This window comes from Cytobacillus spongiae (genome assembly GCF_021390075.1).
Genome location: NZ_CP089997.1, coordinates 225,187 through 249,895, shown reverse-complemented (window position 1 = coordinate 249,895; position 24,709 = coordinate 225,187). Strand labels below are relative to the sequence as shown.

24 protein-coding genes are annotated in these 24,709 nt (G+C 39.0%); 11 read left to right on the top strand and 13 right to left on the bottom strand.

The window, feature by feature from the left end; genetic code table 11:
• Positions 1–76 precede the first annotated feature (76 nt).
• Positions 77–1,294: a rod shape-determining protein RodA gene (rodA, locus tag LS684_RS01355; protein ID WP_233811511.1), complete on the top strand. Its 1,218-nt coding sequence runs from the start codon at positions 77–79 to the stop codon at positions 1,292–1,294.
• Between the two features lie 38 nt (positions 1,295–1,332).
• Here rodA and LS684_RS01350 read toward each other — a convergent pair whose 3' ends face one another.
• Entirely contained in the window at positions 1,333–2,205 is an 873-nt protein-coding gene (locus tag LS684_RS01350; RefSeq protein ID WP_233809233.1) for a sulfite exporter TauE/SafE family protein, read from the bottom strand.
• A gap of 133 nt (positions 2,206–2,338) precedes the next feature.
• On the opposite strand from LS684_RS01350, the gene LS684_RS01345 reads away from it, so the two are divergent.
• From LS684_RS01345 to LS684_RS01320, 6 genes are all read left to right on the top strand, one after another.
• Positions 2,339–2,914, top strand: coding sequence for a YqaA family protein (locus LS684_RS01345; RefSeq protein WP_233809231.1), 576 nt, complete (start codon positions 2,339–2,341; stop codon positions 2,912–2,914).
• A 527-nt stretch (positions 2,915–3,441) separates the two neighbouring features.
• On the top strand, positions 3,442–3,876 hold the full coding sequence (locus tag LS684_RS01340) for a Dps family protein (protein WP_233809229.1): 435 nt from the start codon (positions 3,442–3,444) through the stop codon (positions 3,874–3,876).
• A 158-nt stretch (positions 3,877–4,034) separates the two neighbouring features.
• Positions 4,035–4,940 carry an EamA family transporter gene (locus tag LS684_RS01335; protein WP_233809227.1) on the top strand — a complete coding sequence of 302 codons (906 nt, stop codon included), beginning with the start codon at positions 4,035–4,037 and terminating at the stop codon, positions 4,938–4,940.
• A gap of 42 nt (positions 4,941–4,982) precedes the next feature.
• On the top strand, positions 4,983–5,675 hold the full coding sequence (pssA, locus tag LS684_RS01330) for a CDP-diacylglycerol--serine O-phosphatidyltransferase (RefSeq protein ID WP_233809225.1): 693 nt from the start codon (positions 4,983–4,985) through the stop codon (positions 5,673–5,675).
• Between the two features lie 151 nt (positions 5,676–5,826).
• Positions 5,827–7,515, top strand: coding sequence for a hypothetical protein (locus tag LS684_RS01325; protein WP_233809223.1), 1,689 nt, complete (start codon positions 5,827–5,829; stop codon positions 7,513–7,515).
• 73 nt (positions 7,516–7,588) lie between these two features.
• Complete coding sequence (locus LS684_RS01320) at positions 7,589–8,224, top strand: pyridoxamine 5'-phosphate oxidase family protein (RefSeq protein WP_233809221.1); 636 nt, start codon at positions 7,589–7,591, stop codon at positions 8,222–8,224.
• Positions 8,225–8,315: 91 nt separating this feature from the next.
• On the opposite strand, the gene LS684_RS01315 is transcribed toward LS684_RS01320, so the two are convergent.
• Positions 8,316–8,609: a hypothetical protein gene (locus LS684_RS01315; protein WP_233809219.1), complete on the bottom strand. Its 294-nt coding sequence runs from the start codon at positions 8,607–8,609 to the stop codon at positions 8,316–8,318.
• A gap of 375 nt (positions 8,610–8,984) precedes the next feature.
• On the opposite strand from LS684_RS01315, the gene LS684_RS01310 reads away from it, so the two are divergent.
• Complete coding sequence (locus LS684_RS01310; RefSeq protein WP_233809217.1) at positions 8,985–9,749, top strand: MerR family transcriptional regulator; 765 nt, start codon at positions 8,985–8,987, stop codon at positions 9,747–9,749.
• 49 nt (positions 9,750–9,798) lie between these two features.
• Here the strand turns inward: LS684_RS01310 and LS684_RS01305 are convergent, their stop codons facing one another.
• Positions 9,799–10,335: a thioredoxin family protein gene (locus LS684_RS01305; RefSeq protein WP_233809215.1), complete on the bottom strand. Its 537-nt coding sequence runs from the start codon at positions 10,333–10,335 to the stop codon at positions 9,799–9,801.
• A gap of 350 nt (positions 10,336–10,685) precedes the next feature.
• Between LS684_RS01305 and LS684_RS01300 the strand changes: the two genes are divergently transcribed.
• Together LS684_RS01300 and LS684_RS01295 are read left to right on the top strand one after the other, a co-directional pair.
• The gene (locus tag LS684_RS01300; protein WP_233809213.1) at positions 10,686–11,288 is read left to right on the top strand and encodes a hypothetical protein; all 603 of its coding nucleotides are present in this window, start codon (positions 10,686–10,688) and stop codon (positions 11,286–11,288) included.
• Positions 11,289–11,584: 296 nt separating this feature from the next.
• On the top strand, positions 11,585–12,241 hold the full coding sequence (locus LS684_RS01295) for a nitrous oxide reductase accessory protein NosL (protein ID WP_233809211.1): 657 nt from the start codon (positions 11,585–11,587) through the stop codon (positions 12,239–12,241).
• 136 nt (positions 12,242–12,377) lie between these two features.
• On the opposite strand, the gene LS684_RS01290 is transcribed toward LS684_RS01295, so the two are convergent.
• From LS684_RS01290 to nosD, 4 genes are read right to left on the bottom strand one after another with little or no spacing between them, the layout of a single operon-like run.
• Positions 12,378–13,097, bottom strand: a complete 720-nt coding sequence (locus tag LS684_RS01290) for an ABC transporter ATP-binding protein (RefSeq protein ID WP_233809209.1) — start codon at positions 13,095–13,097, stop codon at positions 12,378–12,380.
• On the bottom strand, positions 13,090–13,917 hold the full coding sequence (locus LS684_RS01285; RefSeq protein WP_233809207.1) for an ABC transporter permease: 828 nt from the start codon (positions 13,915–13,917) through the stop codon (positions 13,090–13,092). Before LS684_RS01285 ends, LS684_RS01290 begins: the two co-directional genes overlap by 8 nt.
• Positions 13,914–14,378, bottom strand: coding sequence for a nitrous oxide reductase accessory protein NosL (locus LS684_RS01280; protein ID WP_233809205.1), 465 nt, complete (start codon positions 14,376–14,378; stop codon positions 13,914–13,916). The genes LS684_RS01285 and LS684_RS01280 overlap by 4 nt, the downstream gene beginning before the upstream one ends.
• Positions 14,375–15,730: a nitrous oxide reductase family maturation protein NosD gene (nosD, locus tag LS684_RS01275; RefSeq protein WP_233809203.1), complete on the bottom strand. Its 1,356-nt coding sequence runs from the start codon at positions 15,728–15,730 to the stop codon at positions 14,375–14,377. Before nosD ends, LS684_RS01280 begins: the two co-directional genes overlap by 4 nt.
• A 199-nt stretch (positions 15,731–15,929) precedes the next feature.
• Between nosD and LS684_RS01270 the strand changes: the two genes are divergently transcribed.
• Positions 15,930–16,646 carry a toast rack family protein gene (locus tag LS684_RS01270; RefSeq protein WP_233809201.1) on the top strand — a complete coding sequence of 239 codons (717 nt, stop codon included), beginning with the start codon at positions 15,930–15,932 and terminating at the stop codon, positions 16,644–16,646.
• Between the two features lie 47 nt (positions 16,647–16,693).
• Here LS684_RS01270 and LS684_RS01265 read toward each other — a convergent pair whose 3' ends face one another.
• The 6 genes from LS684_RS01265 to LS684_RS01240 all read right to left on the bottom strand — a co-directional run bounded on the left by LS684_RS01265 (position 16,694) and on the right by LS684_RS01240 (position 24,363).
• Entirely contained in the window at positions 16,694–17,413 is a 720-nt protein-coding gene (locus LS684_RS01265) for a YebC/PmpR family DNA-binding transcriptional regulator (protein WP_233809199.1), read from the bottom strand.
• Between the two features lie 81 nt (positions 17,414–17,494).
• Complete coding sequence (locus LS684_RS01260) at positions 17,495–17,683, bottom strand: PIN domain-containing protein (protein ID WP_233809197.1); 189 nt, start codon at positions 17,681–17,683, stop codon at positions 17,495–17,497.
• 642 nt (positions 17,684–18,325) lie between these two features.
• Positions 18,326–21,472, bottom strand: a complete 3,147-nt coding sequence (locus tag LS684_RS01255) for an efflux RND transporter permease subunit (protein WP_233809195.1) — start codon at positions 21,470–21,472, stop codon at positions 18,326–18,328.
• The gene (locus tag LS684_RS01250; RefSeq protein WP_432418789.1) at positions 21,473–22,171 is read right to left on the bottom strand and encodes a GTP pyrophosphokinase; all 699 of its coding nucleotides are present in this window, start codon (positions 22,169–22,171) and stop codon (positions 21,473–21,475) included.
• A 150-nt stretch (positions 22,172–22,321) separates the two neighbouring features.
• Positions 22,322–23,650, bottom strand: a complete 1,329-nt coding sequence (locus LS684_RS01245) for a HAMP domain-containing sensor histidine kinase (protein ID WP_233809193.1) — start codon at positions 23,648–23,650, stop codon at positions 22,322–22,324.
• Positions 23,647–24,363 (bottom strand): response regulator transcription factor, encoded by a 717-nt coding sequence (locus LS684_RS01240; RefSeq protein WP_233809191.1) that lies wholly within the window; start codon positions 24,361–24,363, stop codon positions 23,647–23,649. Before LS684_RS01240 ends, LS684_RS01245 begins: the two co-directional genes overlap by 4 nt.
• Positions 24,364–24,709: the final 346 nt, after the last annotated feature.

Here is a 24,709-nt window from a genome sequence, read left to right as displayed (position 1 = left end):
AAGAATTTAATTGTATGAAATTTTTTCCTTTGTTACGATGAAAGTAAGATTAAGAACGAAACTAGGTGTTGGACAAATGGAACAATCCAAAAGACCTTCAGAGCGGTTTGACTGGAGCCTAGCTCTCCTTTTACTATTATTTTCTCTTGTAAGCTGTGTGGCCATCTATAGCGCACAAACAACTGGACAATATGATAATAATTATTTTTTAAGACAAATATTTTGGTACGTTGTCGGTTGCGTGATTATTGCTGTTGTGATGTTCTTTGATAGTGAACAGTATCGCAGGCTTTCCTGGATTCTGTATGGTCTTGGAATTTTACTCCTTATCGCAGTAGTAGTTGCCCCTGAATCCATTGCACCCGAACGAAATGGGGCAAAAAGCTGGTTTGTCCTACCTGGTTTAGGCAACATTCAGCCTTCCGAGTTTGTAAAAACATTTCTCATTCTGGCTTTAAGCAATCTTATCGCCACCCATCATGAACAATTTATCTTAAAGACATGGAAAACTGATTTTTATTTACTTATAAAGCTTAGTTTCACAGCAGCTTTGCCACTAGGACTGATTCTGTTACAGCCCGATTTAGGTACAGCACTTGTAATCCTATCCATTTTAACAGGGATGATTCTTGTATCTGGAATTGCGTGGAAAATCATTATTCCACTATATGGTTCGCTCGCAGCCCTCGGTGGATTTGCTCTCTATCTGGTTATTTGGGCTCCAGCTGTACTAGAAAAATTACACTTTAAAACCTATCAGTTTAATCGGATCTATAGCTGGCTAGACCCCAACAATCATCAAAGCGGCTCTGGCTATCATTTATATAAATCCCTTCGAGCAATTGGATCGGGTCTCCTCACGGGTAAAGGCTTTGGGGAACGAAAGGTTTATATTCCAGAAAGTCATACTGATTTTATATTTAGTGTAATAGGGGAAGAATACGGATTTATTGGGGGAAGTATCGTGATTAGCTTGTACTTTCTCTTAATCTTTCATCTGATCAAAACCGCTTTAGATACGAATGAGCCGTTTAATACGTATATATGTGTAGGAATAATAAGCATGATTACATTTCATGTATTTCAAAATGTTGGCATGACCATTCAGGTACTACCAATCACTGGGATCCCATTGCCTTTTATTAGCTATGGGGGAAGTTCATTAATGGGGAACATGCTAGCGATGGGATTAGTATTTGGAATTCATTACCATCACAAAACCTATATGTTTTCTTCTCAAAGCTATCAGCCTTATAAAAAAGGGAAAGTCATACGAAAAACATCTCGGTCGTAATAACAGAGAATCCGTTAAAACACAAATCAGCGAAAGACCTATATGCGGTCTTTCGCTGATTTAACGTCATGAAAATCTTTCATCCGGAGCAAAGATCGTCCCAAAAAGAAGACAATAAAGAAAGCAAGAATAAGGAGCCCAACTGTATTCAAATGGAGAACCTTAAGCACGACGCTTGTCAGAGTTGCAATATATAGAATTCCCAGTAAAAAGGCAATCTCTGCATCTTTGTAGAAAGTAGTTAACTTTGCTCCAAATTGAGAGCCAATCAATCCGCCGATGATTAATAGTAAGCCGACCTGGTAGTTGATGGTTGTAGTCAATGCATAGGAAATAAAGCCGCTACTTACAATTAAGAGAACCGCAAGCAGGCTTGTACCCACAGCCTTTCGCGAATTCATTCCCAAAAAGGCAATGGAAAGAGGGACAATGATAAATCCACCTCCTACTCCAAGTGTTGTGGAGACAAAACCGCCAATCAATCCAATAACGACAAGCTTCCAAGAGGAGAAAACATAATCTGATTTGAATTCAGCAGCACCCTTTCCTTGCCGAACCATTTTCCATGCAAAGTAGGAGAGTAGAATTATATAAAAAGCTGGAATAACATAAACGTCTAGAGCCTTCTCCTCAAGAAATAGAACAAATGGACGAGCCACTTGGGTGGCCAGAATACCGCTTAACCCTAAAGTGGCCCCTTCCTTCCAAGCGATATTTTTCATTCGAATATGAGCGACGATCCCTGACGAAGAGGTACCAATGGTAAACAATAAGCTAGTGGTAATCGCCTCAACAGGGGAAAAGCCCGTTAGTAAAAGAATGGGCGTTAAAATAAACCCGCCTCCTACACCAAAAAAACCTGATAGCACGCTAATGATCGTTCCTAATAGAACATAAAGAATGATATCCACTGGATTCTCCTCACTTATTTTATATTTGTTTTACAAGTTGGGGGCAATGATTGCGAAATCAGATGTAAATGGTATACTTCAATTTGAACAAGTCATATAAAAATCAACAGTTTAATATAAAGGAGCTATCACTATGTCAGAATGGATTCACCTCATCGAAGAATGGTTAATGGAATATGGAATCTATGGGTTACTGTTTGTTTCCTTTGCTGATTCTTCCTTTTTCCCTATCCCGCCAGATGTCCTTTTAATCCCTATGGGAATTGCCAATCCAGATAAGGCCCTTTACTATGCTCTTCTTACAACCATTGCATCTGTTTTAGGGGCGATCCTTGGTTGGTACATTGGAAAAAAACTCGGAAGACCCGTGCTTCGTTATATTATTTCTGAAGAGCGCATTGTCAAAGTCGAGAATTATTTTAATCGATATGGTCCCATTGCCATTCTAATTGCCGGGTTTACTCCCATTCCATATAAGGTGTTTACAATATTTGCCGGAATATCAAGGATCCCACTTCGCACACTCGTCATCTGGTCCATTATCGGCCGTGGTGCTCGTTTCTTTATTGAAGCCTTTATTATCATAACACTAGGAGCGAAAGCAAAACCATTCATTGAAGATAATTTTGGGATGATTACCTTAGTAGGTGGAGTGATCATCACTGTTGTCTATGTCATATACGTACTGATTCGCAAGAAAAAGAATTAACGCATATCAGCCTCTCTAGCATTTAGTTAGAGAGGCTGATTGTCTAAAAAACTACATATTGGTGATTACTATTCAGTCTAACAAAGTTAACCACTTACGAATGTTCACAATTAACCACTTAGTCATAGAAAATTGATGTATACCAGTAACTGATACAGCTATTTAATTTTGATTCACGTGGGTTTTTGGAGTTTATTTATGTTCAAGTTTAGAAAGCTACTCACGTGATTGGAGCGGAAGGCGCTTGACTCCTGGGGGATTTGCGTTGCAGCCAAGATCCCGCAGGAGCTTGCGACGAGGAAGCTTGGCGAACGCCCCCCGGAAAGCAAGCGCCTGGAGCAGAAATCACCTACTCAACTCTCATCTATTTGAATCCCCATACACCTCAACTCTCTAGCATTTTTCAAGAGAATTTTTTTACTATTTTCAGCTTGGTTATATTTTATTTATAATTATTATAATTTAAGATTGATTTTAAATTATGGGTTTGTTAAAATGTAATTAACATAGTTAAGGGGGAATAGTAAATGGAACTACAATCTTCATTAAACTTACAAATCGCAAACTGGAATATCCTATATACAAAATTACACCGCTACCATTGGTATGTGAAGGGGCCTTCTTTCTTTACACTTCATGCGAAATTTGAAGAACTCTATAACGAAGCAGGGCTAATCATTGATGAAATGGCCGAAAGACTATTAGCAATCGGGGGACAGCCTGTCGCTACTTTAAAAGAATACTTAGAAACAGCTTCACTAGTCGAAACCAACGGCGAATCGAAAGCAAATGACATGGTGGCTGCATTAGTGAAAGATTACAAACAAGTTAAAGATGAATTAAAGGAATTAGCCAAACTCGCTGACGAAAAAGAAGATGTTATCACAAATGATCTCGCAGTTGGTTTGATTGAGAAGATTGAAACTCATGTATGGATGTTAACAGCTTACTTAGGTGAATAACAAAAAAGAACAGAGGGTCCTCTGTTCTTTTTTCATTTGTCTTACAAAAAAAGGAGCCCCAGACCCATCCATTATTTGGGCAGCCTCTTTATTACATATAGTTCCTGTATTACAATAAGAAGATATGATGATTTCTAGAAAAAAAGGAGCACCACATCATGGCAACTCTAAAAAACTCTCTCTACATTCTAATAGGAGCTTGTAGCTATGGAATTCTAGCATCCATTGTTAAGCTTGGGTATAAGGCTGGTTACTCTGTTCATGAAATAACTGGAAGTCAGTATTTATTTGGCCTTCTACTATTACTCATTGTTAGTCCCTTTTTTAAGAGAACAAAGATTACATTGAAACAAGTAGGTTCGTTAATGCTGACGGGAACAGCGTTAAGCTTGACAGGTATTTTCTATGGACTTAGCTTGGCGAAAAACCCAGCATCCATTGCAGTCGTCTTATTGTTTCAATTTACTTGGATTTGCATCCTCATTGAGTCATTATATATGAAAAAGAAACCCACAAGGGATAAGCTACTTTCCATCGCCTTTTTATTAATTGGTACGGTTTTAGCTAGCAATTTAACGACCGAAGGGATACACTCTATTCAAGCAGATGGACTCATTTATGGGCTGATCTCTGCTCTTTGCTTTGCTGTCTTCATTTTTGCAAGTGGAAAAGTGGCTACTGAGGTTTCTACGATTCAAAGAAGTCTTTTCATCACCTTAGGTGGATTAATCATTATTTTGCTAACATTTAGTCCTACATTTATTACAAGTGGAATACTGTTTGATGGACTTTGGAAATATGCCCTATTAACCTCGCTATTCGGTGTGATATTCCCAATTGTTTTCTACGCTCTTGGTGCTCCCAAGCTAGATGGAGGATTAACGACCATCATCGGCTCAGCTGAACTTCCTGCAGCAGTGGTTGCAGCAGTCGTCATCCTAAATGAACGTATTTCAGCTTTGCAAGTCCTGGGAATTGTCGCCATCCTAATCGGAATCGGAATTCCACAGCTAAGGAGCTTAACACTCCTAAGCAAATCGAAAAGTCAAAAGCTTACTACATAGATTTCATGATAAACAAATAGTTGAGGAGTCTGATGAAAACTGATGCGACTGAAAAAAAGTATTCCAAATATGTTCACATTAGGAAACCTGTATTGTGGTTTCCTTTCAATAGGGTTCGCTGCTAGCGGGCAATTTAAAAATGCGGCTATTCTCATTCTAATTGGCATGATGCTAGATAGTATGGACGGAAGACTTGCGCGCATGCTTAAAGCAGATAGTACATTAGGAAAGGAACTGGATTCACTAGCAGACATTGTGACATTCGGTGTTGCTCCGTCTTTTCTTATGTATTATACTTATTTCTATCAATTTGGCCTGTTAGGCTTTGCCGTAGCTGGACTATTCCCACTTTTTGGTGCCTTTCGCCTGGCGAGGTTCAATATTAGTTCAAGCAAGTCTTCCTTAAATTATTTTATCGGCGTTCCGATTACAGCTGCAGGTGGGATATTAGCCCTCCTCACGATGTTTGAAGATTATATTCCAAGTATCATTATGACCGTGGGCTTTACCGCCTTATGTTTTCTTATGGTTAGTAAAATTAGAATCCCTAGCTTTAAAGAAATCCCTTTACCGAAATACGGCACCATAGTCACCATATTTTTAGGGGGCTTACTATTCATCATATACAAGGGATCCTATGAAAGGTTCCCGTATTTAATCTATATCTTTACGCCTATCTATATCGCTTATTTAGCTTATCGCTTTGTAAAAGTAAAAAATAGACATGTGGATTAATTAAGATAGAAGCTTAGTGAATGATTCCTGAAAGACTGTCGAAATGACAGTCTTTCTTTCGTATATCCATACCCATTATTTGGCGTTGACGACGTTTCTTCACATCAACTATCATAAATCGATGAGAATACGATGAGAAGGGGAATAACCCATGATAGAAATGAAACTGAAGAAGATTATGACACTAGTAAAGAGCCCTGATCCAAGTAAACGTTTTGAGGGCCTGGAACGATTATTTGATTATAAACAAGATGAAAAGGTAGAGGTGCAAATAGAGGTATTAATCGATATGGTCAAGCTAGCAGCAGAGCCTTTTCCTGAACCAGTTGATTCATGGGACATGCCTTCCTTCTATTTAATTGACTTTGTATGTGATTTTCCTATGAAGGAAGTCGTCCAAGCCATTCTTAAGCACTTTCCATTTCTTCATCCTCAAGCAAAAGCACGAGCGATTGAATTTTTACTATCAACTGAGGATGAGGGGATTTTCTATGAGTTAGAGGATCAGATCAATGCACAAATTAAAAAAGAGAACTTAATCCTCCCTGTTCCAGAGTTGGCAAGCTATCCGATGCTCGTCAAAGGAATACTTGATAAAAATCTAGAATTATTTCAAACTGAGCATTACCGTTATATGTTTTATGACCTACTACTTGCATTAAATGCCTCTGGTCTTGAAACAAGCTATCAAAGGGAGTATATCCTTCCTCTGTTGTTTGCAGACTATGAAAAAATAAAACAGGCATACCTCCCTTATAATGAAGATTACAAAAGAGAATTCGTTTATCAAGCATGGACGGAAAGCTACTTCCAAGTTCGCTCACGCATGCGTATGTTATTAAACTTGATGGAATTTTATTTTACAGCTGATGCTGAACGCGAGCTATATGAAGCCTTGTCCTATAAAGACCCTATGGTACGTACGGAAGCCATTCTTGTTCTCATTGAAAAAAACAGATCGGTCGATAATGCTTTACTAGAAGAAGCTGCTAACGATATCGAAAGCGCAGAAATGCTTTATTGGGAGCTAAAAGGAAAAAATAAAGAACACTTGTATCCTGTCAAAGGTGGCAAGCAAAGGCTACTGGCAAAAACTAGGCTATTTCATGAAGTGGTAAATTTCCCAACAGAAGATAATGAACCACCAAAGTATCCTACTTCAATAGAAGTCATTGATTGCATCGAAACCCAGAATGCCTATGGACAGCCTATACGCTACTATTTAATGAGCTTTGTAGTAACCTCAGTTAGCTATGTAGGTTGGGTTGGGGGCTTTGCCTTAGAGGACGGAGATGATACGGCTGAAATGTGGGATGGTACGTATACAGATTTTGTAGAATTTCATTCTGCCCCTATCGAGGAGCACAAGCAGAAATTCTTTGAGGATCGTGAAGAAGGAAAGAAGGAATTTAACAACCTTGTTCATTATGAAAGCCATCGTCGAATGAGCAAAGGGATTTGGTTCTTTTATGCACTCACCATTTCACAATGGATTCGAGCATTTATAGATGGACTTGAGCTTGAACATTTCTATGTAGCCATAGCCGCTACTCTCATTGCGATTGCCGGTACATTCATCGAAAGACGACTAAACCAAACAAATAAAATGGCGATTATTGGACAAGAGCTTCTAATTGTCAAAAACAAAAAGGAGCACCGTATTCCGCTTGTAACCATTAAAAAAGTAGAATATAACCGAAAATCAGTCATCATCACAGACAAAAACAACGAACTAACTGGTGAGTTTCCACTCGCTTGGATACACTATAATCAATTCTATTATTATATGAAAGAACATACGGTACACCTAAAAGAAGTACCTTATGTGCAAGAGCCATAAAAAACGGGTGAGGTTTTACCCGTTTTTTATTATAATTAGAGGAGTTGGAACAATTTAACAAGGAGAGGATGTTATGCTTCATACGGATGTAACTCAGATTGTAACCTCTGAAGAACAACTACGAGAGCTGTTAGGTCAACCGAGTGAAAATGTTTCCAATAAAACCATTTCCATAATTGATACTCACGTGAAGGAATTTATTTCCTTATCACCTTTCCTAACAATTTCGACTGCTGACCGCCAGGGGAACTGTGATTGCTCTCCTAGAGGGGATTCACCTGGCTTTGTTCACGTACTTGATGAAAAGCATCTCATCATTCCAGAGCGCCCTGGCAACAAACGAGCAGACTCTCTTCGAAACATTGTGCAAAATCCAAAGGTTGGATTACTATTTATGATTCCATCCCTAGAAGAGACGTTACGAATAAATGGCGAAGCCTGTATTTCAACGGATGAGAACCTCTTAACACCGATGGCTGTTCAAGACCGTATTCCTCTGCTTGGCATTATCGTAAAGGTTGAGGAGTGCTTTCTTCACTGTGCAAAGGCATTAAAACGATCTCAGCTATGGAAGGGCGACACTTGGCCAGTAAAGGAGTCATTACCTTACTCGCCTAAAATTCTTGCCGATCACATTAAATTACCTGGTGTCGATGAAGAATCTATCAAGCAATCGCTGCATGAAAGCTATACCAAACGATTATATTAAAGCCGAAAACCACTTAGGTTTTTGGTTTTTTTTATTGTATTCATCCTTTTTTAGCTTATGGATCGCTGTGATTGTCATCCATTATGAGGTATTAGCTGATCGTATTATAATATAAAGAAATAACTAAACATAAGATGAAAGCTAAGCCTGATAGGGGTGTCATAATCATCCTTTCTTTTTTACTCCGAGAAATTAGATTGGCGATAGTGTTAATACCTAAAAAAACAGTAATAACCCATATTAATATCGTTGTAGACAAAAAACCGAAACCATTTAAGATAGTGGCATGCTGTAGAAACACAAAGCCCATAAATAAAAGCAGCAAAGCATGGATAGCACTTATGATGCGTAATTTTTTTGGCAATACCTTATAGTATCCACCCATGGCAAATTCACCTAATGGATAGCCAAGTGAAAGCAACACTTGAAAAACCGAGATGGACTAAAACAAAAGCGTAACAATAATTGATAATAAGTCGATCATATCCATTTCCCTCCATTACCTCCAGCTTATTTAATGTATGAAGCATTGATATGGATGCTCTTTTCACCCTTCCCTTTTCCATTATTAACTGATTTGCTGAAAAACGTACTGTACGGTATAGAATACTTAACCGTGAACAATTTTTATTCTTTTTAAAAAGAAGCATCTTTAACGCATCTGTAATTCCTTTATCAAAATAGGAAGATTTTTTTCATAAAACCCCTTTACCTTTACGTAACGTCAAGGTGTATAGTGAAGTTGTCAGGAGGTGAACAGATGGAATATACCGTTCAGAAGCTCGCAAAGCTAGCTGGGGTAAGCTCTCGAACATTGAGGTATTATGATGAAATTGGAATTCTTAAGCCGGCAAGAATTAATTCGTCTGGGTACCGAATATATGGAGTGAAAGAGGTAGATCTTCTTCAGCAAATTCTATACTATCGAGAGTTGGAAATGGATCTCGAGCAAATTTCAAAGATCATCCACTCTCCTACCTTTCACCCTACAGAAGCACTTGAAAAGCACCGAGAAAAGCTCCTGGCAAAGCGTGACCAAATGAATCGACTAATCGCAAGCGTGGAGAAAACCATCGCTGCAACAGAGGGGAGAATAATCATATCAGATCAAGAAAAGTTTGAAGCCTTCAAGCAGAATATAATAGATGAAAATGAGAAAGCATACGGGAACGAAATCCGTGATAAGTATGGCGACGAAGCTATTGACCAATCTAACGCTAAAATGAAGGGGATGTCAGAGCAACAATTAGCAAAAGCAGAGCAATTAGGGGAAGAGATTCTCGATGTATTGAGCGAAGCCATGAAAACGAGAGACCCTGCTAGTGAATTAGCCCAAAAAGCGGCCGATCTTCACCGTCAATGGCTTTGCATCTATTGGAACCAATACACAAAAGAAGCACACTCAGGTGTGGCTCAAATGTATGTGGATGATGAACGTTTTACCGCATACTATGACAAAAAACTTCCAGGAACCGCTCAATTTTTAAGAGATGCCATCTTCGTTTATACAGGTTCTATAGGATAGGGAAAAGCAGCTTGAGGATTCTTTCTTCAAGCTGCTTTCTTCTCTCCATTTACGTACCTGGAAGCTTACATCCGTCTGGCCCGCAATCTGCTGCATTTGCCTTTTGTTCTTCTGCTCGTTCCTGCTGCAACTGCTGTTGTTGCCATTCTATATCAATGGTAGGGGAGAACTTCTCAGGATATCGAATATACCATCGTTGCTTCCGAATTAAGAAATTTTCCGTGTCCAATAGAAGCGCTGCATCTAATTCCTTTAATGCATCTCCCTCTTTACCAGCTTTATGGTATTCCATCGCCAACTTATACTTTGTCTTAGCTAATTGTTTTTCCAAGGTTTCGGATCGGCTATGCTCATAGTACGAATCTTGCAGCTTCACTTGCTCAACTTCTCCGTTAATCAGCTGCTGCAATGCCTGTAAATGCTCTTCGTTCGTTACATGAAAGCCCTCTTTCACCATGCAAATTCTTCCTTCAGCATCAATAAATATGCCATTTGGAACAATCTTAAATCCAAAGTAGTTTGCTAACTGATTGTCACTGTCAACTAATGTAGGGAACGTGAGTCCTTCCGTGTAAGGCTTAACCACCTCTGCCCCCTGAATATCCACTGACACCGAAAGAATTTGAAACCTTTCATTGCTTTGACTCTCTAAAAAGCTCTGCCACCCGGGCAGCTGCTGTCTACAGCGTCACCAGGAAGCCCACATAAAGATCAAAGTGGGTTTACCTAGATATTCTCTTAACGCAACTTCCTTACCCTGCATATCGAAAAGCTGAAATTTCGGCATATGATCCAGTAACATATAAGTATTCCTCCTTTCCTTTTAACATAATACCATTTATAAAAATTTTCAAACAATTAATGTTTGAAACTCACTTCTTATCCTCTTTCCATTATGAGATAATGAGAATAATTGACAATTGAAGGGAGCATTCTATGAAAAAATTAATACATTTCCTATCCATGTCTCTCATTTTTCTCTTAATCTCTTGCTCACAATCAGCAACGGAAGAAAAAGAGAGCTCGGACGCTAGCCTCACCGTTGAGCCTAAGGAATTATCAGATGTAGAAAAAAATTTAGTTTCAAAAACAGATGTAGGAATGATTGAATACTTCTTACTAAACGGAAAGTTAAAGGAAGGGGAAGATCTTGAAATATCCATCGAGGTCTACCGCAATGGAAGTCTAGAGACAGAGTTAATGAAAACATATGGTCAAATCGATCCTAATTTAAAGAATGAGCTTATTTCATTTGCCGTACGTACAACAGGAGATGAGCAGCAGTTTCTCCAGTTAGTAGCTGGCCATACAAGTGGGGTTTCTTCTACCTATCAGCCAAACGAGGTATCCATGAGTTCCTTAAGCCGGCTCGTCGATGGCAAAGTTCAGCTAGAATTAAATAAACCATTATATATAGCTATGTGGGCTGGAACATCTGGCAACACGATGAGTACGGGCGGTTCAGAAGATGGTTCTCTTCCTGAAGGCTTGGATGAGGTTGAGGTGGCATACTTATATAAGGTGACTTTAATTCATTAGGCTAATTTATATAAGATTATTGTTTAATACCAGAGAAACCCAATCTTCATGCGAAGGATGCCGTATGGAGAAGTAGGATGCGAGGAGACGCCTGCGGGAGCAGTAGGACAAGTGAATATCCCACAGGCTTAGCCGAGGATACTGCACATGTATCAAAAGCAACAATGAATGCGAAAGCAACCATTAATAAAGTCGTCCGTAAGGCAATATTTCACAAACAACCCAAGTAAATTTCACTTTTTTCTCACAATCGATTGCTATTCTAATCTAGAACTAATCATTTGGAGGGAAAATACGTGAAAAAGTTATCATTACTTATTTTAACATTACTTATGATGGCCGTGATTTCGGCCTGTGGAACAGACAAAGCACAAGAAAACAATTCATCTGCAGATCATTCGAAAACGGAAGAGACAACTGCAAGCAATACAGACTCGCACGATCATTCAACAGACCCTATTGAACCGTCAGCTGACGATGTATGTGTGTTCTGTAATATGCAAGTCTACGGTAAAGACCACGAGATGGGTGCATATACGGCTCAAGCACTTACTGCTGATGGTGAGAATATCTTCTTTGATGATTCCGGCTGTATTCTTAACTATTCTCGACTAGAAGACTCAGCAGAGCTTGAAAAAGTATGGGTTCGTGATCTGAACTCAAAGGAATGGATTGAAAAAGATCAGTCGATTGTCGTTAAATCAGATATTATGACACCAATGAAATATGGTTACTCTTTCTTTGCTGACCAAGCAAGTGCAGATAAATTTATCGAAGAAAATAAAGATAAAAATGCAGTAGCTTCCTCTTGGGCAGAAATTGATCACGTATCACATGAACGCTTTAAAAAGAAAATGGAAAATATGAATTCAGGATCAGGAATGAGCCATGACCATGAAGAAGAAGGTCACGAAGAAGAAGGACATGAAGAATCTTCAAACGGGCACAACTAAAAGATCGCAGCGTTTACGCTGCGATCTTTTAATTGTTTAAGAAAAGAAACAATCTATCAATTGTTGATTATCCATTTGACATCCAGCTCCTTGCCCATTGAGGTCCCTAGCCTGACCAAGGCAACCTGGGCTTTTGTTAGTTGTTCATCTGCTTTTCAAAAAATACTTGTTCAAGTGAAACAACTTGGCCATCTCGTAAAATTAAATTGGTTACTTGGTCAAAGTAGAGAAGCTTGCCTTTTTCTATAAAGGCTGCTTGATCTGCAATTTCTTCTACTAGGGGAAGGATATGTGTTGTAAAGAGAATAGCCTTCCCTTTCTGCTTCTCTTCCTGCAGAATTTCTTTAAAACGGTAGACCCAGTAAGGATCAAGGCCATTGGTTGGTTCGTCTAGTATTAAAAGGGGGGTATCCGCAAGTAAGGCCTGCGCAAAAGATAACCTTTGCTGCATCCCTTTTGAATAATGCTTGATTTGCCTATTCCTTTCATCAAATAAGCCCACTGTGTGAAGAAGCTCATCAACCCTATCCTTTGGGCTTCCTCTTAAGCCTGCAAAAAAGCGAAGAACCTCGATTCCTGTTAGCTGGCGAGGAAACAGCATATCGTCTGGCATATAAGAGAAGCACTCTCGATACTGTTTACTTATTGTTTGAACAGGCTGTCCATCTACTAGTACCTCTCCGCTAGTTGGCTTTATTATTCCAGTAATAAGTTTAATTAATGTGCTTTTGCCTGCACCATTCCCTCCGCAAAGAGCAACAATTTCTCCTTTACGGATTGTAAAGCTAATCTGTTCAATTTTGCTGTGCTCATTGTAAATTTTCGTTAAGTCCATTAGTTGTATTGCATTATTCATTGCCTACTCGCCTCCTTAACACAAAGCTACTTAATCCAAAGGGAACAAGGATCCATACAAGGGTGGCTACCGTAAACAACACTTTTCCTTGCCATCCATTTGCCCAAATTGTGAGTTCATACAAGCTTGGGCCAAACACAGCAGCTCCATCTAATGAGAGAATCGACCAAACCCGAATGAGCTCGACAGGGTTTAAGAAAATGGAGAGAGACAAAGCGAAAAGAATCCATTGTTTTGCCACTAAAAAAGTCATTCCCATTACTAGAAATTCATAAAACAACACAAGGAAAGCCCAAACGAAGAGGCTCGTCCCTAGCGCTTGAAACCTTGTTTTAGAAAGCAACCCTACCAGCACCGCCATCGCTAGAAAAATAGCTGCTAAAAGAAGCGACAATAAATAGAATTTAAGTATCATAGGCAAGGAAATATCCGCACTTGAAACAAACATCATCAATAGCGACGCTCCATAGCCAAAAGTGACAACTGACCACATCGCTAAAAATAGTCCCATATATTTCCCGATTAATACGGACCGAACATCAACCGGATAGGTAAGCATTAGCATTAGGCCACGGTCTTCTTTTTCACCTGCTAGGAAGAGACTTCCAACTAACAAAGAGATAAGCGGAATCAAGAGAAGGTTTAAATTCAATAAGCTTGCAGTCATTCGGTTAAAACCTTCAAACCCTGATTGTCCAGACTGACCGAAATAACCAATGAAGATGGCGAGAAAAGAAAAGAGCACGCCAAAGCTTACGAGCCATTTACTTCGCAGAATTAATGTAAACTGCTGCTTCATTACATAATGAATTTGGTTCATTGCTCCCAGCTCCATTGGTGCTGCTTCAGCTTTTCATAGTTGTACAGCTCCCCTTTTCCTTCTGTCTCCAAATATTGTCTCGCACGCTCTTCACTTTCAAATGTGACAACACCATTTGCCATCGGTGTCCAAAAATCAGGATGATACACATGATAGGCTTGTTCTAGCTCAATCCAGCTTCCTGTTTCCATATCACGAACATATTGTTTGGCGATTTCTTCTTCCGTTATCCGTTCTTCCTTTTCAATAAATTCTACCATACAGCCAATATCATCAAACTTATATACATCCCCATCCTTTGAAATGATTTCCGTTACAAAGTTTTGGTTGGCAAGGCTCATATTGCATATTTCACATACATCAATATCTTGGTTTACCTCTACGGGTTCATATGTTTGCTCCTTTCCACATGCAGGTAACATTAGAAGCAACACCATCCCCATCAAAAGCATTTTTTTCATGATAGTTTCCTCCCTTTCCATATCAAAAATAGTGATAATGCTAGAAATAGAATGGCGGTAATCAAAACGGACTCATTCTTTTTCTCCCCTTGCTTTCCGTTATTCTCCTGCAAATCCACTGGCTGAACGAGTGGCTTCCCATCATAAACCTCCACTCCAATAGAAGGAAATAAGGTCTCTGCTTTGCTCCATAGCTTAACTGCTGGACTTTCAAAGAAAAACTGCCAATAGGGCTGGCGATCGAGTAGCTGATCATAAAGAGAACCGGCTTTATAGGTTACCTCTCCTATCCCATCTCCTGTTACATCAAAGCTACCATAGTCATCCCAATAGTTTCCTAATTCCCCATTATCAAGGCGCATCTCATCATCCGTTATTTTGGATTGCACGACATTTCCGATAAAATTATTTTCTGTAAATTGACTTCCTTCATTTTTCTTTTTAAATTCAAGGCCGACTTGGTTTCCAGAAATTTGATTTCGCGAAATGGACACATCTTTTGTATTTTCTAAAGAAAGACCTGTACTATTCCTTTTCAATTCGTTTTCCGCTAACACAATTGCTTCACTTTCATACATGATGATGCCGAAACCTCGAAAGTCAAAGTGATCGATGATTTCGTTTTCCATCAGCTCCAGCTGAGCAGAATTCATAATCATCATTCCGGTAATATTATCTGCTAATCGGTTCCTCTTCGTTAGAATGTTATCACTGAACATAAAATGAAAAGCATATCGAGATTGGGTTATTTCGTTTCTCTCTAAGTAAATTTCTTTTGCAAAATCTAAATAGACTCCATCTTGAACTAAATCAATCGTATTTCCTTGTATTGTATGCCCTGCCCCACGAAGAAGGTGGATACCATTTCCTCGATCATAGATTCCTCCGGCAAAGCTTGTCACGACATTTTCAAGAATTCGAACACTTTGTGACTTTTCAACAAAGACTCCGTTCATCACATCTTCCATCTGATTTTGAGTAATGATGTGATTCCCACCTTCTAATACATAAACCCCGCTATCTTCTTTCCCTTTTCCACTATTTTGAATGGATAGATTTTCGATTGTGACATCCTTTGCCTGGATTGTGAGGACGCTTCCTTCACCTTGCCCATCAAGGACTGCCCCATTTTCACCTGTAATCGTTAGCGACTTTGTTAAGTGGAATGGGCCTTTATATATTCCTTTTTCAAGTACGAGCTTATCGCCCGCATTCGCTTGATTAATTACATCCTGTAACGATTGGTTGGGAGAGACGGCAAGCTCTGCCGCTTCCGTATGTGTATATAGAGACAGAAGCATCCAGCTGAAAACTCCTCCTACTATCAATCGTTTCCACCGATTCCATTTCATCTCACTCACCCTTTTCATATTCTTTTCCAGCTTACTAAAAATTTGTGAAACGTATGTGAAATAAAAATGGTGATTGCTTGAAGTACGAAAACCCACATCGAATCCGTCTAAGGTCTGAAGTAGAAATAATGCTCCAGAGGGTAGGTATCAGGAAAAATTATCCTTATACTACAAGTAGAGATTAAGGAGGAATAAACCAATGAAGAAAAAAGGGTTAGTTGGAGCGGTGTTAACTGGATTGCTACTCGTTAGTTCGGGCTGCAATATGAACTTTGTATTATTTGATAAAGATGTGAAGGAAGAAAAAGTAAACATTAAAAAGGATGAGGCTGAGGCGTTAGATATTGAACTACACATGGGTGCAGGGGATGTAAATGTATCTAGTGGTGCTAGTAACTGGGTAGAGGGGAAAATTGAATATAACCAGGAGCTTGAACCTGTAATTGATTATAAACGAGCAGGAGAAACAGGAAAAATAATGATTTCTCAACCAACAAAAGGGATAAACCTGAGTAAAATCATTAATAAGTGGGACTTGCAATTGTCAGACGAACTTCCACTAGACTTAGCGGTTCATACCGGGGCATCTAACACCGATTTAGATCTAGCAGGCATTCAGCTTCGTGACCTCGACATTCATGCAGGCGTTGGAGATATTACGGTTGACCTTAGCGGAGACTGGGCAGAAAGCTTTGATGTAAATTTAGAGATGGGCGTTGGGCACACTACGGTTATTCTCCCTAAAGACGTCGGGGTAAAAATTAAGGCTAGTAAAGGTATTGGATCCGCTAATTTTAAAGGGTTCATCTCTAAAGGAAATAATGTCTATATCAATGAAGCCTACGAAACAGCAGACGTAATAATCAACGTCACAACTGAAATGGGTGTTGGGGAAGCGGATTTTGAGATGAAATAATTTTAACCAAAAAAACAGAGGCACTCATACACACCTCTGTTTTTTGATTATTCTCCTAAGTCCACATTATGATAAACCTGTTGAACGTCTTCAAGATCTTCTAATGCATCGATAAGCTTCTCGAATTGCTCCTGAACATCAGCTGACAATGAAACCTCACTTTGTGGTAGCATTGTTAATTCGGCAACTGTAAATTCTGTGATTCCAGCACCTTTGAATGCTTCTTGTAGAGCATGGAATTGATCTGGCTCTGCATATACAATAACAGAGTCATCTTCTGCAACAATATCACGAGCATCTAGATCGGCTTCCATTAGAATCTCAAGAACTTCATCTTCCGTTTTTCCTTCTAGTCCGATAACAGCTGTGGAATCAAACATATAGGACACAGATCCACTTACACCCATGTTTCCACCGTTTTTCCCAAATGCTGCACGAACCTCTGAAGCAGTACGGTTTACATTATTCGTTAACGCATCAACGATAATCATGGATCCACTTGGTCCAAATCCCTCATAACGAAGACTATCAAAGTTCTCATCTCCGCCACCTTTTGCTTTCTCAATCGCACGATCAATAATATTTTTTGGCACATTATATGTTTTCGCACGTTCTAAAACGAAGCGTAAAGCTTGGTTAAGGTCGGGATCCGGCTCTCCTTGCTTGGCAACTACGTATATTTCACGTCCGAATTTTGCGTAGATACGGCTAGTATTTTTATCCTTTGCGGCTTTCTTTTCCTTAATGTTGTTCCATTTACGGCCCATTATGAACACTCTCTTTCCGTTTTCTATCTTCACTTCATTATTATATAATATTAAGCCGTTTCTTCAACTCTTTGATGATTTCTACTGACCTCTTTCTTTTTCCAATAGCTGGTCTAGCTTTTCCTCCATGCGGTCGATTCGTTTATTTCGTTTGCTAATGATGAAGAAAATAGCAATAATTACTCCCGGGATGGTCAATAACATAATGAACATAATGAGCTGAAATAAAATATCTCCACCGTTAAATCCAACTGAACCTAAAAGAAACATATAAATCCCCCCTTACCTCTACTACGATTGTTATTTCCAAAAAGATTCAAGCGATATATGACGCCCTTCTTTATGGACAATTCCAACGAGAATATTGATTAAGAAGGAGTTTCCGTAAAAGAAACCCTCCCTCAACCGAAACTCAATTCCAGTTCTTCTCCTAGCATTCAAATATTGCTGTTCTTTTCCTATTTAAAAACATTAACGAAAAGCTTGGGTACTTCTTCTATCCAACATTGGCTTAGTCTATCTGTTCGAATACGTTCGCTTACACCTTTTTCATTTATATACGTATAATCCAAGGATAGTAAAAAAACCATATCTTCACAATATGAAGTTGCGGTGTACGCAAATTTCCGAAAAAGTTGTATGGAACACTCTCCAATTACTGATTATTCTAGAAGATCTAGAACATTTTATATACGTATCTTAGCTGCTTTAACCGAACCCCACAAAAAATAATGGGACAAAACTAATAATTTTTTTGTTTAAGGATTGACTTTTTAAATGATAAAGATTATCATTATCATATAAACAAACAACCCAAAGATCTGAAACCTCTTCCTCACCCCCTCTTGGAAGAGGTTTTCTCTTATTTCCATTCAAAAAGCACTTACCTTTATGGCAAGTGCTTTTTCTCATTTAAGCTTTGGCGCGTTTTTTCTTTCCGATTTTCATGACAAGCTCATATACAATTGGAACAATGACAAGTGTAAGTAACGTCGAGCTTGTTAACCCCCCGATTACCGTTACACCTAGTCCTTTTGAAATGAGGCCGCTTCCTTCGAGACCAAATGCAAGCGGAAGAAGGGCACCAATAGTTGCAATAGCAGTCATTAGGATTGGACGAAGTCGAGTCGCTCCTGCTTCTAATAGTGCCTCACGAGTCGGTAATCCCTCTGCCTCTTTCTGACGCACGCGGTCAATTAACACAATGGCATTTGTTACAACGATTCCAATTAACATTAAAGCACCCATCATAGCGGAAACGCTTAATGTTTCTCCTGCAACAAAAAGTCCAAGCAATCCACCGATAACTGTGAACGGCAACGAGAAGAGAATCGCAAACGGTGCCAATCCTCCACCGAATGTAATGACTAGGATTAGGTACACGATGGCAATCGCTGCAAGCATCGCTAAACCTAATTGAGTAAAGGTTTCATTAATTTGCTCTGTAACTCCACCAAATAAAATTTCGGCCGTCGCAGGAAGTTCAATGTCTTTGTCAAGCTTCTCCTTCAAATCAGCAGACACTTTCCCTACATTATCCGTCTTAACATCTGCGGTTACTTGAGCATATAGCTTTCCATCACGACGAGTTATGCTGTCAGAGGCTTTTCCTTCTTCCACCTTTGCTACATCTTTGATAGCTACTTCCATTCCTAAAGCACTTTGAAGCTTCACTTCTTTCATTTCATCCACATTTTGATACTGACCTTGTTCGACTTGAACATATACATTTAATTCTTTTCCATCCTGTTCAACCGTTGTTAACACGGGCTTCGAGTGATTTTGAGCTAATGCCATTCCGATTTGGCCTGCTGTTAACCCATACTGGCTCAGCTTTTGCTGGTCGGCAACAAATGTGTATTCTTCAAATGCTTCTGAAATACTCGTGTCCGCATTCGTTAGATCTTCATTCTCGCCTACAATTTCCATTATATCGTCTACAATTGGCTTAACCTCATCAATTCCATTTCCATAGACCAATAAAGAGATGCTATTACTGCTTCCGCTTGAAGATATATTTTGGAAGCCCCAATCTCCATTTTCACTTAATTTTTCTTGAAGATATTTCGATACATTTTCTTTTTCCTTACCAAATTCCTCTGTATCATCTTGATACTGGATAAAGAATAAGGCTTGTGTTGAGCCTGCAGGACTCATTGGATTGCCTCCACCTACTGAGTACTGAACCACTTCAACATCCTTTTTATCTAAGAAATAATCTTCTGCGACTAATGCTACTTTTTCAACCTCATCCTCTGTTTGACCTGGTGCAGGATTATACGTAGCAATAATCATTTTATCTTCTTCATCAGGCAGGAAGCTTACTCCAATCACAGGAACTAAGAACAAGCTGCCGATTAACAGAAGTACAGCAGATCCAAATGTAATTAACTTGTGGTTTAATGACCATCTCAAAACATTTTTATACCCATTTGCAAGCTTGCCTGGCTTTTCTTCAGAATGGGATGCCTTAACTCCCTTCTTAAAGAACATATGAGCCATCATCGGAACAATCGTGACAGCCACTAAAAGGGATGCAAGTAACGCAAATACCATCGTTAAAGCAAAAGGCAGGAACATTTCTCCAACAGGACCTGTTACAAGACCTAGTGGTAAAAATACAGCAATCGTTACTATGGTAGATGACAAAATCGGAACGAACATTTCCTTTGTAGCTTCACGAATGAGATCTCTACCTTTTAAGGTCTCGTTTGATAATGACATTCGTCGATATATATTCTCAATAACAACAATCGAGTCATCGACAACACGACCAATGGCAACTGTCATCGCCCCAAGAGTCATAATATTCAACGTAATATCCATTTGGTTCAATAGTAGAATAGCAATTAATAGAGATAACGGGATTGATATAACAGAAATGATCGTCGATTTAAAATCCCGTAAGAATAGTAGAATAATTAGTATAGCAAAGCCTGCTCCAACTAGTGCTTTACTTAGCATCGTGTGAACCGACTCTTCAATAGGTTCACCTTGATCAAAGACTGTTTCGATTACTAAGTTTTCATGCTGTTCTTCTAAATCGATTATTTTTTCTTTAATTCCATTAACAACATCAACTGTATTGGCATCGGCTGCTTTCACCACTTGGAAGCCAATTGATTCCTTTCCATTTGTTCTAGAAATCGATTCCGCTTCCCCCACTACTTCAATATCAGCAATCTCAGATAAAAGTACTGTTGGAATTCCTTGAGCCGCTACATTTGGTTGCTGCGTTGAAGGTTGTTGCTGCCCTTGTTGTAATTGTTGTGCTTCTGCTGCTCCTTGTTGCAGCTGCTGTCCTTGAGGTTGAGCTGGAATAGCTGGAATTTCTATGTTTTTCAAATCTTCTAAGCTTGTAATATTTCCATCTACTACTACCGATTTTTGGCGATCTTCAAATGTATATAAACCTAAAGGGAATTGAATTGCTGACCCTTTAATCATTCCTTCAACCGTATCGACAGTTAACCCGAATTCCTTTAATTTATCCTCTTTATACGTTAATTGCACTTCTTTGACCTGTTGCCCAGCAACCTCAACGGAGGCAACTCCATCTACCCCTTCAAATATAGGAGTGACCTCTTCTTCAACCAGCTTGGTTAATTCTTCAAGTGATAAACTATCATTTGATAAGCTCATCGACAGAACTGGGAATGCATCAAAGCTTAGTCTGGATACACTTGGCTCTTCCACACCCTCTGGCAGAGTTAGCTTCGTAAGTGCTTCTTTCACTTCTTGTTCGGCTTTCTCCATGTCTTTGTCATAGCTATATTCGATTTGAATGGAGGAGGCATTAGCTAAAGAAGTTGAGCTAACAACATCGACCCCATCTAAGTTCCTGACCTTTAGTTCAATCGGCTCTGTTACTTTATCCAATACTTCGTCTGGTGTTGCACCAGGATATACCGTCGTCACTGTCACTAGTGGGGTATTTATATCAGGTAATGTTTCCATTTTCATGTTAAGACCTGAATATAATCCAGCTACGGTAATAATAATCGTCAGCAACCAAACGGCTAGCTTATTTTTGATTGAGAAATTGATAATCCTCTCCAATTAAGACACTCCTTCTTTCGTTAAATGGGATAGCTGTTCAACATCTTTTTTTAAATTGACCATTTTATGATCTAAATAATGGACCAATTCTGCGGTTTCCTTCAGTTCCTGCTTTAGATGTGAAGGCACGGCCTGGTCATATTTGTAATAGATTTTGTGCTCAACACTTGCCCAAAAGTCCATAGCCACTGTACGAATTTGAACCTCTACCTTTACACGCTCTGTGCGACTAGGTAAGAAAACGGGAATTTCTACAATTAAATGTAGACTTTTGTAACCGTTTGGCTTAGGGTGTTGGATATAGTCCTTTACCTTTAATACTCGAATATCATCCTGTTCTTGAAGCATTTGGTGTATGTGGTAAATGTCTGATAAAAACGAGCACGTAATTCGGACACCAGCAATGTCGTGAATATGCTCTCTTGCCGCCTCTGGTGTGATTTCAAGACCTTTTCGCTGAAGCTTCTTGATTATGCTCTCCGGTTCCTTCACTCTCGATTTGATATGTTCGATGGGATTGTGAGCATGGGCATGTTGAAAATCTTCATTTAAAATACGGAGCTTTGTATTAATTTCATCCAGCGCATATTTGTACAAAATAAATGAAGAACGCCACTCCTTTAGATCTGTTAACACATCGTTTGCAAAGCTTACTTCTTTATATTGCTTTTTGTGAATTGGCAAATCAGCAACTTCCACCTGTTCCTCGTCCTTTCAATTCTTCTTTATTTGGGCTATTTGTATCGTAACAACCAAAACTAAAATGGAAATGAACCAAAAATAAAAAATTATAAAGAAAGTGGGAAGTTGAGAAAAAAAACAGACTACCTTGTGAAAGGCAGTCCGAGGTTATTCCTGATCCAATTCGATTCGTATTCCTAGGCCTCCGTATGGCGAACGATAAGCAGAAATGATTCCGCCTTGTCTTTCTACTATTGACTTACAGGTTGCTAAGCCAAGACCCGTACCGCCTTGCTCCGTTTGCCTAGACTGATCCACCGTGAAGAATCTCATAAAAATATGATGAAGTTGCTCCGTTGGAACGCCCACTCCATTATCCTCTATTGTAATAATGGCACGTTCGTCATCGTTGAACCCTTTCATATAAATTTTAAGATCTTCTTTTTGGCTATATTTCACTGCATTGCTAAAAATATTGGCAAAAACCCTGCGCATCGATTTTTCATTTAACAAAAGGGTTTGATTTTCATAGAAGCTGTGGCTCCAAATAAGTTCATAATCAAAACCGGATAATTCTGCTTCATATTCAGAGGCTATATTCTCAAAGAGTGTCTTTAAATTAACTGTATCCAATTCCAACTCATGAATTTCCATTTCTCCTTTTGAAAATGATGAGAATTCATTCACAAGCTCTGTAATATGCTGACTCTTCTTCTTAATTAGCTTTAAATATTCCTTCTTTTGCTCATCTGTCATTTCTTTCTGTGTATCCATCAGCTCTAGAAAACCATTAATCGACGTAAGAGGCGTTTTCAAGTCATGTGCTATGGCTGCGATCATATTCACTTGCTCCTCTCGAGCCTTGTGAATCCGGTCTTCCATATGCTTTACATGGTGATAGAGCTCACCAATTTCATCTTTCCTTTTTGTAGACAGGGAGGGAAGGGGACCTCTTAAGGATACTTTCGAAAGATGCTTGTTCAGCTTTTCAATCGGACTTGTAATAAAATAATGAAAATACACGACTAATGCCGCAAAAATTGTTATTAAGACGAGTAGAAGAAAAAGGGTAGTTTGGGTCACGACCGATTGAAATGATGATTTTTTCAAGTGAAGTGGGCGCTCTACTAATAAGAAGTATCTTGTTCCTCCTTCCTTCCCTTCAATAGAGTACCAATCCGTGATAATGTACTCTTTTGAAATAATATTACTATTTTGGACAATCATTTCATCTAGCTGCTGGTCATATAAGGTGAGCCCAATTTGCTCATCTTCTTGAATAGAGACTACATATTCTTTAACCGCCACTGGGTCATAGGAGAGCTCCTGGAATTTCTTAACAAGGTCATCATTTTTAGCTTCTAGCTCCTGCTTTACACCTGATACAATTCCAAAAACTGAATTAGAAACCTCTTGTTTTATATAAAAATGCATGATTAAGATTAACGTGACAAACAAGGATAAAAACATGATGGGTAGCCAGTGCTTTAGTTTCATCCGTTTGCACCTTCAAAAACAAATTTATAACCTACTCCCCAAATGGTGCGAATTGCCTCAAATTCCTTCCCAAGCTTCTTTCTGATATTTTTTATGTGGACCGTAACCGTGTTGATATCCCCGAACTCATCTCCCCACACACTTTCATAGATCTGCTCACGAGTTAATACTTGGTTTGGGTGTTGAAACAAATAGTGAAGAATCTGAAACTCTTTTGTCGAGAGCTCTAGCTTGTCTCCGTATAAGAAGGCTTCGTATGTCTTTACATTTAAATTAAGTGGATAATCACTATCTGCACTTTCCTGATCTTGATTTGGTTGAACCACATTTAAATTCTGCTGTATCCGATCCGTTCTTCTAAAATGTGCTTTTACACGCGATATAAGCTCCTGTATACTAAAAGGCTTCGTCATATAGTCATCTGCCCCAATTTCTAAGCCAATCACCTTATCGATATCCCGATCCTTTGCACTCAAGAACATAATTGGGTGATGATACGTATGCCGAACCGTCCGGCAAAACTCAAGTCCATCCATCTCAGGCATCATAATATCTAAAATCATAAAATCAATCGCAGGATTTTGTTGAAGCTTTTCGAAGGCTTCTTTTCCTGAATAAGCAGGAATTACATGAAAATCCTCGTATTTCAAGCTATCCATAATTAATCGGACAATATCTCGATCATCATCTACAACTAATATCGTTTTATTCATTCTTGTCACCTACCACTTTCCCTGTAGCAATTCTTCTTCCATTTTATCCAGAACTCCCTATAACCCATCATACTCGATAAAAATAAATAGAAAATAAAAGAATTATGAAGATATATGAAAAGAAGTTTGATAATTGGTGAGGCGGTCAGGTCCTTTTAGCTAGGCTGGCTCTTTTCGTTACGATTTTTTGGAGTGTTTTTGCTTTAGTGGGATTTCCGGAGGTTTTGCTGCTTTCTGACCTGACTGTGGTCGTCTACCTTGGTTTGCCCCTGTCCAACTTGTGAGCGATCGCTCCTTTTTTGAGCGTTCGCTCACACATCCTTAGATTTCGATCGCTTTTCTCATT